This is a genomic window from Proteiniclasticum aestuarii (assembly GCF_017368455.1).
Taxonomy (GTDB): domain Bacteria; phylum Bacillota; class Clostridia; order Clostridiales; family Clostridiaceae; genus Proteiniclasticum; species Proteiniclasticum aestuarii.
Map to the genome: position 1 here is coordinate 1 of NZ_JAFNJU010000016.1, position 16,024 is coordinate 16,024.

Genomic DNA, 16,024 nt, shown 5'->3' on the forward strand with positions numbered 1-16,024 from the left:
TGTTCAGCTCGGTTATAATGTTCATGAGGGTAGCTCCTTCCGGTTGTGTTATTAGGTCGTATTTTTATCATAACACGGTTTGAGCTATTCTCTTTTTCTATTCATCCAACAAATATTCTACACTAAGATATCTTTTAGTAAATTATTTCTAACTGAAGTTATCCTAGGGATACTTTTATAAAGGCTTTTTTGTCAGGTCCTATTGATTTACAGTGTCTGACCGCGGTCAGACAAACGTGGAGACGTTAGAAATGCTGGAAAGAAAAAAGATTGATTAAATCCTGGGGAAATTGTAAATCTAAAAAAAAGTCAATTTCTTTAGATAAATAAGGAGGGATTGATGATGCCTAATATCAAGTCCAGTACAGACTTACGCAACAATTATAATGAAATCTCAAGTTTTTGTCATGAAACTCAAGAGCCTGTATTTATTACGAAGAATGGTCGAGGTGACTTAGCGGTAATGAGTATCGAAACCTTTGAGCTGCTTAGTGGTAAAGTTGAACTATACCAACTGCTTGATGAGGGTAGAACTGCTGTGAAAGAAGGAAAGAAACGCCCGATGCATGAGGTGATGAAGGATATTAAAGCGAGTATAACTGACGATCATGTATAGATTGGATGTTTCAGAACCTGCTGAAAAAGATCTTCTGGACATCGTCAAATATATCGCATTCCGGCTTTCATTGCTCATGTCTGCGGCGCAGATGATGGAGATATTCGAAGAGGCCATTCTTAGTCTCGCTGAATCAACTGAGAGATGTACTCTTATTGCAGATAAGCCATTGGCACATTTGAAATATAGAAAACTGATGGTAAAGAACTATATTATTTTATCGATTAATGAAAAAGAGAGAGTAGTGGATATTGAAAGAATTCTATATGCAAGACGTAGCTGGAAAAGATTCATCTAATTCTTCTAAAGCTAACATTGAGAAAGTATAAGATGGAGAGATTGAACACATCATTATAAAGTCGGTTCCAGGATATATACATAATACCGTCACCGTTCTAGAAGTTGGTAGAGAACTTAAGGAGCAAGGTGTCGGTATTTTTTCGTAGAACAAAATATCAATACGTTATAAGGGGCGGTGAGAGGAGGCTTACTCTCTTCACTTCTTTTGTCTGCGTGATACTGTCGTACGCTGGAAAAACAGATTGATATAACCCTTGAAATGAGCTGCAGAAGCTGTTTTCAGGGTTAGTCGATTTTAAAATTTGAACGTAATACCATCACCGTTTCAAAAGATGGGAGAGAGTTTTAGAAAGTATTATTGATAGTTTATTTTGGAAACGATCCAGAAGAAAAGGATGAGTTACAGCTATTCAAATATCGTGGAATCAAATGATAAAGAAACCGGTTTCGTGAATGTGTGAATTGTGATATCATTGTAAATAAGAAGCGCTGAATAGTATGCCAGAAAGTGAGTGATACATAATGAAACCAATACCAGAAACGATTAATTCCCAGTTGGATATAAAGGAGAAAACCAGTAAAAGTAGGGTGTGTGGGTATCTCAAGGCAAAGGGGACATCCATTGTGAATGGCAATGGCGATGAGATTCTGCTGACCGGATGGGGACTTGGAAACTGGTTCCTTAATGAAGGCTACATGTGGAAGTCGTTTCATAACAGCCGTTTTGATCGACCAAGACGAATAGAACGGGTCGTGGAAGAATTGACCGGTAAGGCTTACACGCAGCATTTTTTTGAAGTGTTCAGAAGCCTTTACATTACAGAAGCGGAAATAAGAGATCTGGCAGAATCAGGGTATAATTCAGTGCGCATTCCTATTCATTGGCGCCTGCTGATGGAAGAGGGTGAGGAAATCACATTCATTGAATCGGGTTTCAGGCTCATTGATCAGTGCCTGGATTGGTGCGAAAAATATTCGATGTATGCTTTTATTGATATGCATGGAGCACCAGGCGGGCAGACCGGTGCGAATATCGATGACAGCATAGATGATGTGCCCAGACTGTTTATCGATGAACACAGCTATAGACAGTGTATAGAGCTCTGGAAGGAAATAGCCAGAAGATACAAAGACAGATCCATCGTTGGTGGGTATGATCTTCTCAACGAGCCCATTCGACCAGGAAGCTCAGAAATGAAGAGTTACGATCATCTGCTGCCCCAACTGATCGCGTTCTATGAAGATGTCATTCATGAAATAAGAAAAATCGATGATCAGCATATGCTATCCATTGAAGGGCATCACTGGTCCACCAGCACTGAAGTGTTTGACCGGGTGTATGATCCCAACATGGTCATCCATTTCCACCGCTATGGCTGCAATCCGGATTATCAGGCGTTTGAAGAGTTTGTGGATTTGTCCTTGAAAATGAATCTGCCCTTATGGCTGGGTGAAACCGGCGAAAACATACTGGAGTGGTTTTCTGCCATGTATCCTCTTTCTCTTGAACTGAACATTGGTTACAACTTATGGCCGGCAAAGAAAATGGAAGCGATGAATTCTCCGTATTCGATAAAAGAGCCAGAAGGCTGGCATGAGATTTTATCCTATCTGGAAGGGGGCAGGCACCCAGGTTACCAGAAGGCCAGAACAATCTTTGATGAGCTGCTTCATAACATCGGATTTGAGCACTGTGTAAAGAATGAACATGTTACAGATGCAGTGTTCAGACAGTCAGGCGCTAGAGTCATGGGGATTGATTTCGATGAATTTCCGGGAAGTGGCCATTCCTACTTGAGCAATCGACATCATGAAAATGAGCATAATCATAGATGCAATACCGGCATGAAACTCATCTCGCATATTAGGCCCGTCCAGTCCAAAATCGGTTTTTATAATCAGTGGGATTTCAATTCTCTCGCCTTGGAAAAAGGAGAGTTTGCCTGCTACACTTTCGCCGGAGATCAAAGTGAGGGTGTATGGCAAGTAAGCATACGAGGCCTGGAAAATGGAGAGCTGATTGTATATGAGAACGATGAAGTCATCGAAAAAATCCAGTTCATGAAAGAACCTGATTTTAGTACCTTTTCAGTTCCTAGTGTGAAACTGGATCACTGGGGTGTCCGTAGACTGAAAATTGAAGTGATGCGTGGAGAAGCGGCAGTGGATTGGGTTCGACTTACTTAAAGAAAGGATGTATTCAACACATGATTGATCATGCGTGAATCATTATGTCTTATAGATTCTTGAATATAGTAATAACGACAATATCATCTACTGATAGGAATATTGTTTAGAAAGGTGAGGGAATATGAATAACCTGAAAGATAAATGGGTATTGGTCACGGGTGCCAGCAGGGGACTAGGACAACTGATAGCTGCTTTTATGGCAGAGCAGGGATGTCACATGATACTTCATGGGAGAAACCTGAAGAATCTGGAGCAGACCGCGGAAATGGTTAAGAAACATAACGTGAAAGTCCACATGGTTACGTGCGAGCTATCAGACCTGCATGCTGTCGATGGTATGCTTCAAGCAATCGACACACTAGGTGTTGATGTGGAACTTGTTTTCAACAATGCAGGATTTCAGATCGGCTATCATGAAGACTACTATAAAACGCCGGATGATGATTTCTTAATCAGTTACAAGGCCAATACAGTGGCTCCGATAAAAATATGCTATCATTTTCTGCCCAAAATGATTGAAAAGGGGTTTGGAAGAATCATCAATACAACAAGCGACATCGCCAATGAACCTCAGCAGGCAGGATATTCTGCCAGTAAAGCGGCACTAGACAAACTGACGGTGGACCTTGCGGGAAAACTTACAGGAACCGGAGTGACGCTGAACCTGGTCAATCCAAGCTGGTGCCAGACGGATCTGGGCGGTCCTCATGCACCCAACACACCTGAAAGTGCTTTGCCAGGACTGGTTCTTCCCGCATTCTCCAGTGATAAGGTAAATGGACTACTAATCAACGCTCAGGACTTCAGAAACAGGAGGCTGTCTGATGCTTTACTGATGCTTGAGAATTTGCATTGCTATTGTACCTGAAAAGAGATGAACGGAAATGTGAAAAATGTCAGCGTACAAGGATCGTATTGAAAAGAGGTTGTCTGACAGATCTGCCCCGGGGAAAACTACTGCTGATTTATTGAAATAGGGCATCATTCAGAACAATACTATTTCAGCTGAGGTTTTAAGACATTAAGAGACCACTTGTCCGCTACCAAAGCAATAGATGCATGAATCCTTGAGAACGATGTGTTTACGAAGTTCTCAGGGTTTTTTCATTTTCTGATGGCGTAACAGGGGCAGATTTCCTGTGTGTTTTTGTGTATGAGGAAGAGCCCCCGATTGAACTTATTTATGGGAATGCAGGTTTGCTGTCAAAGTTCAGCAGGTTAGGAAAAATCCATCTGATCGGCACAACTCAGACTGGCCTCTGAACCCTCTCCTTTCATATCTCTGTGGTACAATAAGAATAAAGTTTCGAAGTAGAGTGAAGAAAAGCCATATTCTGTTTGTTCGATCGGATGACATACCGAATGGAGGAGATAGTTGTGATGAAAAGCAGAAAAGCATTGTTCCATCTGATGGCGCTCATGATGATACTATCTATTGTGATTGCAGGCTGCACCAGTCAATCAGAGGACCTGGACGATACCAATCAGAAATGGGACTACAGGCCTATGATCACAAAGGAGAATCTTGTGTACGGCGATACCGGGAAGACAATCCAGGCTTTGCCTGAAGGGATTGTTCTTTTGGGGAAAACAGAGCGTAAAGTTTCTCAGACAGAACCTATGGTAAAAGGAAGAGCTTATTTTGTTTCAAACACACTACCTGTGGAGACCGAAATATATGGGAATGAACGTTCAGAGGAAATCATCTATGCAGATTTTAATGACTCTTTTCTTGTGTATGAACGGATTGATAATTGAACCTTAATATCAGGCATCCAGTTTCTGTAAGGTCAGGAACGATAGAAGAGATTATTCATTCATGATGATGACAGATAGGAGAGTGAGAAATGAAAAAAGGCACCATTGCAGAGAAATATCATGATTATAGAGACAAAATCGGAAACAGAAAAGAACTCTATAAAGCCGTCGCACGAAAGTATGGAATCCATAGCGCTTTGTATCCGGGAAGCCATATCGATATTGCACCATCCTTGGTCATTCCGAAAGTGACCTACGTCGACAACTTCAGAGGAGCCGTTCAGTTTTTCAAAGATCTGGAATCCATCAGAGACTATATCGAAGAAAACAAAGACTATGAAGGGGAATCCGAGGTGGACTTTAAGGGAGAGGACTATGCAGAAGATCTGGATCTGGAACCGGTGGATCTGATCATCTCCCAGTATGCAGGCTTTGTGGGACAGGCAACGAAGAAATACCTGAAAACAGGTGGGATTCTACTTTGCAACGACAGCCATGGAGATGCCACCTTAGCCGCTTTCGATGAGGATTTCGAGTTCATAGGAGTCGTTTCAGGCAGCAGCAGAATCATCGAAAAGGGACTGGATGCCTATTTCAGGCTGTCTGGAGATCAGGATGCTGACGTGGCGATAGTAAGAGAAGCGATGAAGGGGCCGAAATACAGCAAGAAAGCTGAAAACTATCTTTTTCGGAAGATCCGGTAGGGCTATGCCATTTAATCTGAATGGGTGGGACGATCGGTATAGTTTCTCAGAGAACAAACGCATGATGCGCAAGATTTCTTTTCAGAATACCTGTAATATGGTTATAATAGACTATAGCTCCAGTATCGCTTATGACAGCAGCGCTGAAAAGCAGGTAAAGCTAAAGATACTCAATGACTATGAAAGTATTACACGAAGAGAGGAATTACTGTATATGGAAGGAATCTACTTGAAAAACGAGCTGTATGACCTGATTAATAAAGACACAAGTATCTTTGAGTTCATACAATCCGGCTCATTGGACGGAATCTGGTACTGGGATCTGGAACATCCCGAAATGGAATGGATGAGCCCGAAGTTCTGGGAAACCCTTGGATATGATCCAGAGGAGAAAAAACACCTGTCCAGCGAGTGGCAGGATATTATTTTTCAGGAGGATCTGAAATTAGCTATAGAGAATTTTGAGAAACACTGCGCCGACCCCAGTCATCCCTATGATCAGGTTGTGCGGTACAGACATAAAAACAATTCTACGGTATGGATACGATGCAGAGGCCTTGCCATCAGAGATCATAGCGGGAGAGCCATCCGTATGCTCGGAGCCCATACGGACATCACCGATCTGAAAGAAACGGAGAAAGAGATGTCGAGATTGACCAGGGAATATGAGAAGGTGTTTCACGGCACCCAGGATGCCATGTTTCTCATAAAGGTTGTAGGAAACGGTGCCTTCCGATATGTGAGAAACAACCTTGCCCATCAGAACAAGACCGGGATCGCTCTGGAGCAGATTCGAAGCAAGACCCCTCAGGAACTGCTGGGAGCCGAAATGGGCAATCTGGTCTCAGAAAATTACAGTCGATGTGTCTCAGAAGGCAGAAGCATTGTCTATGAAGAAACACTGAACCTGCCCGGCGGAAAGCGGATCTGGCTGACCACCCTGACCCCCATCATCGAAGATCATTGTGTATCGCACATTGTAGGGTCTGCCATGGACATCACAGAGCGGAAGCAACTGGAAGAGGAGCTTAAAAAGCAGGCGAATTATGACAATCTCACCGGTTTACCCAACCGAAAGCTCTTTTTTGAACGGCTGGAGACACTGCTTGCTGAAAGTGAAGAGAAGAATACCTCCTTTGCACTGCTCTTCCTGGATCTGGACGGATTCAAAAGCATCAACGACACCTACGGACACGAAGCAGGAGATCAGGTGCTCATCACGGCAGGAAAAAGAATTCAGCGGTGCATCGGAAAAGCCGATACGGCAGCCAGAATGGGTGGAGATGAATACGCCGTGCTGATCCATAGCGCTGGAGATCAGGATAACGTAGCGGTGGTGGTCGAAAAGATTCATCACTCGCTCAAGGAAACGATGTTCATCGGAAGCAGTGAGTGCAGAATCAACTCCTCCATCGGCGTTGCGGTCTATCCCCATGACGGCAGCCACAGGGAAGCGCTGTTGAGATATGCGGATACTGTCATGTATGAGGTGAAGAGAACCGGAAAGGGAAGATTCGCATTTCAGAATCATCCTGTGAAGAGAATCCTGTAGATGTTGCTTCTCTTGCCCGGAAAATAGATAGAGTCAGAACATGAAAGAAGAATGAAATGGAGGAATCGTAAATGGATCGTAAAACAAAATCCTGGATCAATGCAGCCCTTCTGGTGGCAACCCTCATCGTCAATGCCCTGGGTGCAGCAGGCATCATCAATGGTCTTTCTCAAAAGGAGATTTCAGACAGATATCAGACCCTGATCACGCCAGCCCCATCCACTTTCAGCATCTGGAGCGTCATCTATACCTTCCTCATTATTTCCATTGTTGTTCTGGTCATCAAGGCCAAAGACAACTATTATGGGAAAGTCCTGGACGAGATCAGCCCTCTCTTCTGGGCATCCTGTGCACTAAACATCGTATGGATCGTCACGTTCTCCTATGAGCTCATCGGGCTGTCCACCCTCTTCATATTCGCGTTTCTCATCGTCATGGTCCTCATTGTCAAGCGCCTTGGGAGGATTCAGGAGAAGAACCGTTTCTTGCTGCCTGTAGCCTTCGGCTTATATGCAGGATGGCTTTTCATCGCCACGGTGGTGAATACTGCGGCCTGGCTGGTGAAGATCCAGTGGGGAAGGTTCGGGGTTTCGGAAGAAATCTGGAGCATTGTGATTCTTCTGGTTGCCGTGGGTCTGACGCTTCTGGTGCTTCAGGATACGAAAAATGCGATCTTACCACTCCCCATTGCCTGGGCCTATTTCGGAATCTATAATTTCCTGGGTTCACCGGAAGGCTTTGACGGAGCGTATACCATGCTCCAGAATGTCGCCCTCCTTGGCATGGCGCTTCTGATCGGACTGGCAGCGATTCAGTTCTACAAGAACAAGTACAGGATCATGCCAGAGGTGTCTGAATCCGGAATCTGAGTCAGCAGAGTTTAATAGAGTGATTTGTCATGAAGGGTTTTCCTTTGAGAAAGACGTACAGCAGAACAACCGCAGTGGTTTCGGACTTCTGAGTGCCAGGCAGGCATGGGGAAGGAGAAGGAAGACCGGTGCGGTTGTTTTTCATTCCAATTAAAGATATACTTTTTTCAAGGGTGAATACTCAGAATAATGTGAAAAGGAACAGCACTTACATTTCGGCTCTGAGTCTATTGAACTCAGAGGAACAGGAGGAGAATGCCTATGAAATATGAAGGATCCTGTCTGTGCGGACAGGTGAAATTTGAAGTGGAAGGGGACTTTGAGAATTTTTATCTGTGTCATTGTGAGCGTTGCCGAAAGGACACCGGATCTGCTCATGCAGCGAATCTCTTTTCCTCCACCGCCAGACTGGTCTGGCTCTCCGGAGAAGACCTGGTGAGGACGTTCAACTTTCGAGGAGAGGGGCATATTAAGAGCTTCTGCACCCATTGCGGGTCCGCTCTGCCCAATTTACAGATGGAAGGAAAGCTTCTGGTGGTCCCCGCAGGAAGCCTGGACAGTGATATTCCTGTAAGGCCCCAGGGACATATCTACACGGCCCGGAAGGCGAACTGGGATGAGCATCTGGAAGAGATTGCAGCCTTTGACAAACTGCCTGTTTAAATAAGAGATTGGATCAAACTCTGCAGGACTCATGCAGAGAGAGGGATGAAAGAAAGGATGGAGGAAATGAAGGAAGAGAGACTGGGCGGTGCGGCCCTTGATAAACTGACTGAGGTGATCCGTCATTACAGTGAGCTGGATCAAAAGACGCTTAGAGCTCTGGTGGATCATATCCCCGTACAGACCTTCCGAAAAGGGGAGGTGCTCATCGAGCAGGGAGAAGTTCCCAGGCGCTGCTATTTCGTCATAGAGGGCTGTGCCAGGAAATTCTCGGTGGATGAAGACGGGAAGGAAGTGACATCGGACTTTTACACGGAAGAGCAGAGCATCAATGTGTTCACGGACAATCCAAAAGCGGAGTCTCCTTATTCTGTGGTCTGCCTGGAAAACTCCATCATGATTGTGGGGGATCTGGAAGAAGAACAGAATGAACTGGAAATGTATCCTGAGTTTGAAAGCATCATATTGAAAATGATGCAGGCAGGTATGGGAGAGCTTCAGGACACCTTTGCCTCCTTCATCCGCATGACACCTGAAGAGAGAGTCCGGCACATGATGGGTAAAAGGCCGGAACTCTTCACCAGGGTGCCCCAGCATCAGCTGGCCAGTTATCTGGGCCTGACCCCGGAATCCCTGAGCAGGATCAAAGGGCGTCTTGGTCAGGGACCACTGAAGGCTGTGGACTGACGGACTTGCCTCCTTTAGCGATCAGCCATACTGCAAAGGAGAGCTCGCCCACCGCCATGGGGATGGAGAGATACGTATCGAGAAAAGCGGCAGCAGCTGCTGCCTGAGGCATGAAGTTCTCAAGACCATGGATCAGGCTGTAGCCGATCCCTGCTAGGACAAGCAGGGATGCGAAGATGGAAGGTGTCCGTTCGTTTTTCAGAACACCGATACCGGTCACAATCAGGTGAAAACCGAAAATGAACAGTCCCAAGGACCAGATTCTCTCAAATAGCTGGGTGTCCTGCCTGAATAGAAATACAATGCCGATGGCAAGAAAGAGGCAGTACAGAAGGCGCAGTGTACCTGAGACTATGGCTAGGGTAAGATGAGATGACTTCAAATACCTGTAAAGACCGTAGGCGACAATAAGGTCGGCGGCAAGAATAAGAATCCAGGCGGCAGCACCGGAGTAAAAAAGAGTGCTCTTTGACTGGATGTTGGTCATGGTCTGAATCGGATCATTCTCCACATGGATCTGAGTGAAGGAGATGCCGTAGGCATACCCTGCAGCGAGAGCCATGATCAGCAGGGCAGTTCCGGTGAGGATGCTAAAGAAACGTATGGGATTCATTTTTAAAGTTTTCATGATGGGTGCTCCTTTCGTAATGGTTATACTCTTATTATGACAATAGAATCAGAATCGGCATTGATTTAAGTCAATGCCTTTCATTTTCTCCTCCCCTATATTCATAGAGTGGTTACGCTTCGCGCAGACTGCGCATGAGGATCCTCATAGGAAGAATTCTTGTGAAATGAGGGTAAGAGAAAGAGAAACATGCAGAGAATAACAGCACCAAAGGAACCGATGAATGAAAGGAGATACCGATGAAAAAAGTGAGCAAGCATAAAAGAATCCTGCAGGTCCTCTTGCCGGCTGCAACCCTGATATCACTGTACTTTGTACCTTGGATCCTCATACGAGTGTGGATCATGCCGCTGCCCGATACCGTGGAGGAGCAGATGAATCAGGCCATGGACTATGGATTTGACGGCATGATCGTCTATGTGGACCAGAAAGGGGAAGAGCCTGGTTTCCATTCTGCGGGGTGGAAGAACAGAGAGGAGAAAATTCCTGCGGATCCACATTCCTTATTCAAGATTGCAAGCATTGGAAAACTATACGATGCAGTTGCTGTGACAAAACTGGTGAAAAGCAAAGACCTGTCACTAGATCAGACTCTGGGGGAATTCTTTCCAGAGCTTACTGATAGGATTGAACATGCTGAGAACATCACAGTTAGAATGCTGGTGCAGCATCAGAGCGGGATTCCGAATTACACCGATGTTCAGGATTACTGGGTAAGCCCGCCGAAAACCAGTGAAGAAACCCTTTCACTGGTGCTGGATCGGCCATCGGAATTCCAGCCGGGGGAAGGATACGGGTACTCAAACACCAATTATCTGCTGCTGACGAATATCATGGAGAAAGTACTGGGTTACAGTAAATTTCAATATATCGAGGAAGAGATTCTGTGTCCTCTGGGACTCGAGCATACCTTCGCCTCGTTGGCTGATGTGAACAGTGACGATCTGATGAGTGGCTACTATGAAGGGGTCGAAGAAGACATCAAGATGAGTGACTATGGTTCCATGATTGCCACAGCGGAGGATGTGGGAGTTTTTCTCCGTGCACTGAATGACGGGACACTGTTTGATGAAGGAGAAGAAGAGATCTATGCATCTCTTTACGAATATGGACATACAGGGCTAATACCTGGATATCAGAGCATCGCAAAGTACCATGAGGACATCGATGCCGTGGTCATTCAATTTGTGAACACCACAGATTTTGACGGATATACCTGGACTGTATCGGAAATCGTCTATAATCGCATCCTCAGAATTATGCGCAGGAAGTAGGTATTCCTTTCATAGGACAGTTGGCTTACTTTCATCATCATGAAGCAGCACAGTTCACCAGGGTAGGCTGATGCTGAATGAGGGGATAGAATACATGAAATCGGCATGAAAAAACGGTCATGGTGGCGGGAATCTTTTGTGACAAATGTGTAAACCATTTCAGAAGGATCGGAAAGTTGCAGGAAAACATGGTAGAATAAATAAAATACTTCTTTCATTGATCGGAATCAAGATGAGAGCCGATCTGGCATGATGATCGGAAAAGGAAGCCCTATGGCATCCGCAAGGGAGGTGCAGTTTGAAATATAAAGTTGAAGTCATGATTGGAAGACCCAGAGAAGAAATGCTGGTTCTGTTTCAGGACATGGCTTTCATGAAAAAATGGCAGCCGGGATTCCAGACTCTGGAAGTCTTGGAAGGAAATCCTGGAGAGGTCGGTTCAAAAAGCAGACTGACCTATCTGTCCAAGGGAAAACCTTCTGAAATCATTGAAACGATTGTCTCAAAGGATCTGCCAGACCGGTTTGACTTTCTGTATGAAGCAAAGGGAGTAAAGAACTGGGCGAGGAACAGATTCATTGACCAAGGCGATGAAGTGCTATGGATTGCAGAGCATGAGTTCAGGTTTTCCGGAGTGATGAAGGTCATGGGGCTGCTGAAAGGAATGTTTGTGAAACAGACAACGAAAGACATGTATGCATTTAAGAAGTTTGCTGAAATGGAATCAAAAAGTGAGAGGAGTCCGGTATGAGCATTGGCGCATTTTCATTAAGTTTGTCCGTGAAAGATATTGAAGTTTCGAAGAAGTTCTATGAGACATTGGGTTTCAGGAGCTTTGCAGGCGTACTGGAGGATAAATGGATTATCATGCAGAACGGTGATGTGACCATCGGATTATTTGAAGGGATGTTCGAGAGAAACATGATGACGTTTAATCCGGGCTGGAATGATCAGGCTGAAAATGTAGCGTCTTTCAAGGATATTCGAGAAATTCAGGAAGAGTTGAGAAAGAAGGGAATAGTCTTTGAAAGTATGGTGGAAGAGCATACAGAAGGTCCGGGCAGTTTTATGCTTATCGATCCGGATGGTAATCCGATTTTAGTGGATCAGCATAGGTGAATCCAGTACTTTTCAAGAGAAAGCCGTATGAGCTCTGATGCTTATACGGCTTCTTTCCGCAGGAAATGCTGCTCCACCGATGAAGCCATGGGCTATCAGATGAAATGAAGAGGGCTTATACTAGGTGCTTCTTTATTCTTCACCGAAAGCTTCATTATCCCGAAGAAGTTCGGGGTTTCTTGCGTGAGTTTCATGGTATGATAGGCTCATGAATATTGAAAGAATAGAAGTTTACAACAACAAAAGTATGTGAAATGGATATTCTCATAAGGGGCTTTGTATGAAGAAGTATATTCCAGCAGCAATCTTCCTGGTTCTCTTTTTGCTCACATCCTTACTCTATACACCCATGCTCTATGATAAGTATTTTTCTATGACAAAGGAGCTGACCATGATTTTTCAAATCGATCATTACATGAAGGATCCTGAGGTGCTGGTTCCAACATATGACACGGCTTCAGACAATCCCTATCTGCATGTGTCAGGTCAAGCCATATCTCTGGAAAGGAGCCGGCAGTTTGGGAAGTGGGACGGTTACTACATTTATATCACTCCGAACAAGTTATCTGATTCAGAGTTTTTCAGTATTTCAATATCAAGCAGAGGTTCAGAGCAGAATGTACCTGCTGAACTGATGTGGGAGAAGAAAAATGTGACATCTGACTTCAATTCAGTAGAAAATTATCCGGATGGAGTTTACACGAGATATATCGGAACCTTTCTGGAGGATGGATATGCGTATGAGATTACAGGGTTTGTTTTTGGCGAAATTGATGAACCTAGAGACAAGAGGATCCTGGAAGAGCTCAAATACATCCTTGACGGAATGGAACAGCAGGCTCAGCTGAAATCAGCAGATGTGAACGGAAAGAATGAAATGGAGGAGACAGCGTGATCAAGTATAAATCAATATTTTTTCTGATACTGGCCATAGGAACAGGCGGACCCATACAGGCTACATTTTTTCCTCTAAAACCTGCAGCGGACTTTGTGAAAGATGTCATGCTCATGATTCTGTTTTTTGTATTTCTTCATCAGGCTACAAAAAGCAGGAACAATATTTCTCCTTTGAGTAGATTCAAGGACAAGCCGCTTCTTATAATCGGGATCCTTTCGGTTCTCACTGCAGCAGGAGTAGGACTTCAGATGATACTGTTCTGGTGATTCCGAAAAAGCTTGCATGTGCGTTAAATATCAGATCAACCATAGTGATTAAATCAGGCGACTATTTCCATAGGGAAAGGTCGCTTTTTGATTTTTAAAGCAAGTAGTGAGGGATTTAATCATATTGCTGCGAATGATTCTTTGATGGAGTAGTTTCATACGAATATAATTCTTTGGATAAAATATTCTGCAAAGCAAACTTGACAATTTATGCAAAGCTTACTATACTTAAATTGCAAAGCAGACTATGCGAAAAGTGGAAGGTGATAAAAATTAAAACGAGAATAAGAGAACTGAGAAAAGAAAGAAAATTGTCTCAGGAAGAGCTCGCCATGGAAGTGGGGACAACCAGGCAGACCATCACATCAATAGAAGTGGAGAAGTACACAGCTTCTCTGGTACTGTCCTACAAGATTGCACATTTTTTCGATCTGACCATTGAAGAGGTTTTTGATTTTTCAGATGTTGAATAGGGGGGAATAGGAAATGGAGAACTATAAAAGAACCATCAGACACAGAATAGGATTGTTTACAGGTTTGATTCTGCTGACAGCCGTGCTTGGAGTTTACAGTAGTATAGCAATGGGGAACCCCGAGAATACAGGGATTTCAGATGGAGCTCTGTCCGGATTCCAGATGGGACTGATCGTAGGATTAGGTGTTCTGGCTCTGACACAGCTGTTTAAGTTAAGCATGGCTGTAAAAGATGAAAGAAAGCTGAAACTGGCCTATAACAGGGAAAACGATGAAAGAATGAAAGCTATACGGGCCAAGGCTGGAATGCCGATGCTTCTCATCACTTCTGTTCTGATGATTATTGCAGCAATCATTGCAGGATATTTCAATATCGTCGTATTTTATACATTAACCGCTGCTGCCGTGGTGCAGTTATTATTAGGCGTATCTGTGAAACTGTATCACATGAAAACAATGTAGAGGGGGAGAGGGCCATGAAAAGCAGGGTTCCATATCTAATAGCACTAGGGAGTATGGTCGCAGCATTACTGGTACTAGGGATGAACACATTTCTTGCTGCATTATCCGATGCGATGGTCAGAACTGCAGGCATCATCATGATGGCTGATCTGGTCTATCTATCCTATTTCACTGCAAAACACAAGAAAAAGAGTGTTCTGTCGAGTACAAGGAATGAGGAGGTCTGAAGAAGATGAAAAAAAGCAGGAAAGAGATACAGACTGCTGTGATGCTATTCGCGTTGTTTCAGGTTGTGTATTTCATTTCCATGCAGCTGGGGGAAGAAATCAGGGCAGTACATTTCGCTCTGGGTATTCTAGCAGGGTTGGCTTTTTCAGCACTTCTGATTGGACTTCTGTCTGATTCAGTTTATCAGAGATTAAAGAACTTCAAGAAGAGGATCCATTCTTTTTAGGACATGGTTCCCTGAGAATCATTGAACTGGAAGCGCATCTGCCTTTCTTTAGGAAAAAGTCATTCTAATGTAAGCTACATGCTCATGAGTCACTGTTGGCCATAGACCATCTCTATAGTATCTTTTTGCGTTATTCATCAAATAGAAGAATACCATTCACAGTGCTGTTAAAAAGTACTGTTAAAATGAGAGGTATACTATAAGTACACCACAAAGAGATCGCCATGGAGAAAGATGAGGGAAAGAAAGGCGGAAGATTAACGGTGGATAGGAATCATATGGTGGAAGGGCAGATTTCCCTGCCTGAATCCGAACAGGATCTAATCTTTCAGGTGATGGCGTGACACTATGCACTGCACTGAAAGATACCCAGACCTGGTGGATCATCTATACCATTGCGGCTGCTCTGATCTCCGTAGACATCTTTTCATTCAGATATCATGCAAGGACCATTACGATGGTGATTCTTGTACTGACATCATTAATGAGCTTTTTCCGGGTGTTCTGCTAAGTACCAGTCAGATGCGATAGGAAAATATTGTTCTGGTTACGGGTAATGAGCACACAGCACGAAGAAAGGAGAAGGAGTTATGGCCTGGAGTAGAAAGGATTATCCGGAATCCATGAAGAATCTGGATGAACCCGTGAGAAACAAAGCGATCGAGATTGCCAACAGCCTTATGGAAGAAGACTATGAGGAAGGTCGCGCCCTATCCATTGCAATCTCTCAGGCGAAAGAGTGGTATGAAAACAGGGGAGAAGAAACCGTGTCCCATATCACGCACCATCTGGTATCAGAAGGGAGCAAGTGGATTCTGAAGACTGCTGACGGCGACGAGCAGAGAACGTTCAGCACCAAAGAGGAAGCCATGAAGGAAATAGAGACGCTGAGAAAAGAAAAAAGCATGAAAGTCATGGTGCATGATGCGGATGGAAAATTCCAGAAAGTGATCTGAAGGATTTCCTGAAAGAAGGCAGAAAGGATAAGCGAATCCTATAGACAAGACCCTTCACCAACGGATACGGGTGAAGGGCCTTGTCTTTCATTTATAGAGAAAGAATTCGAATCAGAATAAGCAGAACAGAACCAGAGCGCCGGATTTCTGTATC

Annotated in this window: 22 protein-coding genes; 21 read left to right on the plus strand and 1 reads right to left on the minus strand. The window is 44.2% G+C overall.

Annotation, left to right across the window (positions count from 1 at the left end):
• The first annotated feature begins 343 nt into the window (after positions 1-343).
• The 10 genes from J3A84_RS14545 (at position 344) to J3A84_RS14590 (ending at position 9,339) form a co-directional block, all read left to right on the plus strand.
• Positions 344-616, plus strand: coding sequence for a type II toxin-antitoxin system prevent-host-death family antitoxin (locus J3A84_RS14545; protein ID WP_207600780.1), 273 nt, complete (start codon positions 344-346; stop codon positions 614-616).
• Positions 609-914 carry a type II toxin-antitoxin system RelE/ParE family toxin gene (locus J3A84_RS14550; RefSeq protein WP_207600781.1) on the plus strand — a complete coding sequence of 102 codons (306 nt, stop codon included), beginning with the start codon at positions 609-611 and terminating at the stop codon, positions 912-914. The genes J3A84_RS14545 and J3A84_RS14550 overlap by 8 nt, the downstream gene beginning before the upstream one ends.
• 524 nt (positions 915-1,438) lie before the next feature.
• Entirely contained in the window at positions 1,439-3,103 is a 1,665-nt protein-coding gene (locus J3A84_RS14555) for a glycoside hydrolase family 5 protein (RefSeq protein ID WP_207600782.1), read from the plus strand.
• A gap of 124 nt (positions 3,104-3,227) precedes the next feature.
• A complete protein-coding gene (locus J3A84_RS14560; RefSeq protein WP_207600783.1) occupies positions 3,228-3,974 on the plus strand; it encodes an SDR family NAD(P)-dependent oxidoreductase in 747 nt (248 codons plus the stop codon).
• Between the two features lie 512 nt (positions 3,975-4,486).
• Positions 4,487-4,864 (plus strand): hypothetical protein, encoded by a 378-nt coding sequence (locus J3A84_RS14565; RefSeq protein ID WP_207600784.1) that lies wholly within the window; start codon positions 4,487-4,489, stop codon positions 4,862-4,864.
• A gap of 89 nt (positions 4,865-4,953) precedes the next feature.
• Positions 4,954-5,568, plus strand: a complete 615-nt coding sequence (locus tag J3A84_RS14570; protein ID WP_207600785.1) for a hypothetical protein — start codon at positions 4,954-4,956, stop codon at positions 5,566-5,568.
• 229 nt (positions 5,569-5,797) lie between these two features.
• Positions 5,798-7,120 carry a sensor domain-containing diguanylate cyclase gene (locus tag J3A84_RS14575; RefSeq protein ID WP_207600786.1) on the plus strand — a complete coding sequence of 441 codons (1,323 nt, stop codon included), beginning with the start codon at positions 5,798-5,800 and terminating at the stop codon, positions 7,118-7,120.
• Positions 7,121-7,191: 71 nt separating this feature from the next.
• A complete protein-coding gene (locus J3A84_RS14580; RefSeq protein WP_207600787.1) occupies positions 7,192-7,989 on the plus strand; it encodes a TspO/MBR family protein in 798 nt (265 codons plus the stop codon).
• Between the two features lie 261 nt (positions 7,990-8,250).
• On the plus strand, positions 8,251-8,652 hold the full coding sequence (locus tag J3A84_RS14585) for a GFA family protein (protein ID WP_207600788.1): 402 nt from the start codon (positions 8,251-8,253) through the stop codon (positions 8,650-8,652).
• A 45-nt stretch (positions 8,653-8,697) separates the two neighbouring features.
• Positions 8,698-9,339, plus strand: a complete 642-nt coding sequence (locus J3A84_RS14590; protein WP_207600789.1) for a Crp/Fnr family transcriptional regulator — start codon at positions 8,698-8,700, stop codon at positions 9,337-9,339.
• On the opposite strand, the gene J3A84_RS14595 is transcribed toward J3A84_RS14590, so the two are convergent.
• Positions 9,296-9,967 carry a DUF4386 domain-containing protein gene (locus J3A84_RS14595; protein ID WP_207600790.1) on the minus strand — a complete coding sequence of 224 codons (672 nt, stop codon included), beginning with the start codon at positions 9,965-9,967 and terminating at the stop codon, positions 9,296-9,298. The genes J3A84_RS14590 and J3A84_RS14595 overlap by 44 nt on opposite strands.
• A gap of 239 nt (positions 9,968-10,206) precedes the next feature.
• Here J3A84_RS14595 and J3A84_RS14600 point away from each other — a divergent pair, with 239 nt between their 5' ends.
• The 11 genes from J3A84_RS14600 (at position 10,207) to J3A84_RS14650 (ending at position 15,870) form a co-directional block, all read left to right on the plus strand.
• Positions 10,207-11,241 carry a serine hydrolase domain-containing protein gene (locus J3A84_RS14600; protein ID WP_242694279.1) on the plus strand — a complete coding sequence of 345 codons (1,035 nt, stop codon included), beginning with the start codon at positions 10,207-10,209 and terminating at the stop codon, positions 11,239-11,241.
• 298 nt (positions 11,242-11,539) lie between these two features.
• On the plus strand, positions 11,540-11,992 hold the full coding sequence (locus J3A84_RS14605) for an SRPBCC family protein (RefSeq protein WP_207600791.1): 453 nt from the start codon (positions 11,540-11,542) through the stop codon (positions 11,990-11,992).
• Positions 11,989-12,360, plus strand: coding sequence for a VOC family protein (locus tag J3A84_RS14610; protein ID WP_207600792.1), 372 nt, complete (start codon positions 11,989-11,991; stop codon positions 12,358-12,360). The genes J3A84_RS14605 and J3A84_RS14610 overlap by 4 nt, the downstream gene beginning before the upstream one ends.
• 280 nt (positions 12,361-12,640) lie before the next feature.
• Positions 12,641-13,255 carry a hypothetical protein gene (locus J3A84_RS14615; RefSeq protein WP_207600793.1) on the plus strand — a complete coding sequence of 205 codons (615 nt, stop codon included), beginning with the start codon at positions 12,641-12,643 and terminating at the stop codon, positions 13,253-13,255.
• Positions 13,252-13,524, plus strand: a complete 273-nt coding sequence (locus J3A84_RS14620) for a hypothetical protein (RefSeq protein ID WP_207600794.1) — start codon at positions 13,252-13,254, stop codon at positions 13,522-13,524. Before J3A84_RS14615 ends, J3A84_RS14620 begins: the two co-directional genes overlap by 4 nt.
• A 263-nt stretch (positions 13,525-13,787) precedes the next feature.
• Positions 13,788-13,997: a helix-turn-helix transcriptional regulator gene (locus J3A84_RS14625; protein ID WP_425350777.1), complete on the plus strand. Its 210-nt coding sequence runs from the start codon at positions 13,788-13,790 to the stop codon at positions 13,995-13,997.
• Between the two features lie 13 nt (positions 13,998-14,010).
• On the plus strand, positions 14,011-14,460 hold the full coding sequence (locus J3A84_RS14630) for a hypothetical protein (RefSeq protein WP_207600795.1): 450 nt from the start codon (positions 14,011-14,013) through the stop codon (positions 14,458-14,460).
• A gap of 14 nt (positions 14,461-14,474) precedes the next feature.
• Positions 14,475-14,687, plus strand: coding sequence for a hypothetical protein (locus J3A84_RS14635; protein ID WP_207600796.1), 213 nt, complete (start codon positions 14,475-14,477; stop codon positions 14,685-14,687).
• Positions 14,688-14,692: 5 nt separating this feature from the next.
• Positions 14,693-14,914, plus strand: coding sequence for a hypothetical protein (locus J3A84_RS14640; protein ID WP_207600797.1), 222 nt, complete (start codon positions 14,693-14,695; stop codon positions 14,912-14,914).
• A gap of 340 nt (positions 14,915-15,254) precedes the next feature.
• Positions 15,255-15,425 (plus strand): hypothetical protein, encoded by a 171-nt coding sequence (locus J3A84_RS14645; RefSeq protein ID WP_207600798.1) that lies wholly within the window; start codon positions 15,255-15,257, stop codon positions 15,423-15,425.
• Between the two features lie 79 nt (positions 15,426-15,504).
• Complete coding sequence (locus J3A84_RS14650; protein WP_207600799.1) at positions 15,505-15,870, plus strand: DUF2188 domain-containing protein; 366 nt, start codon at positions 15,505-15,507, stop codon at positions 15,868-15,870.
• The last annotated feature ends 154 nt before the right edge of the window (positions 15,871-16,024 follow it).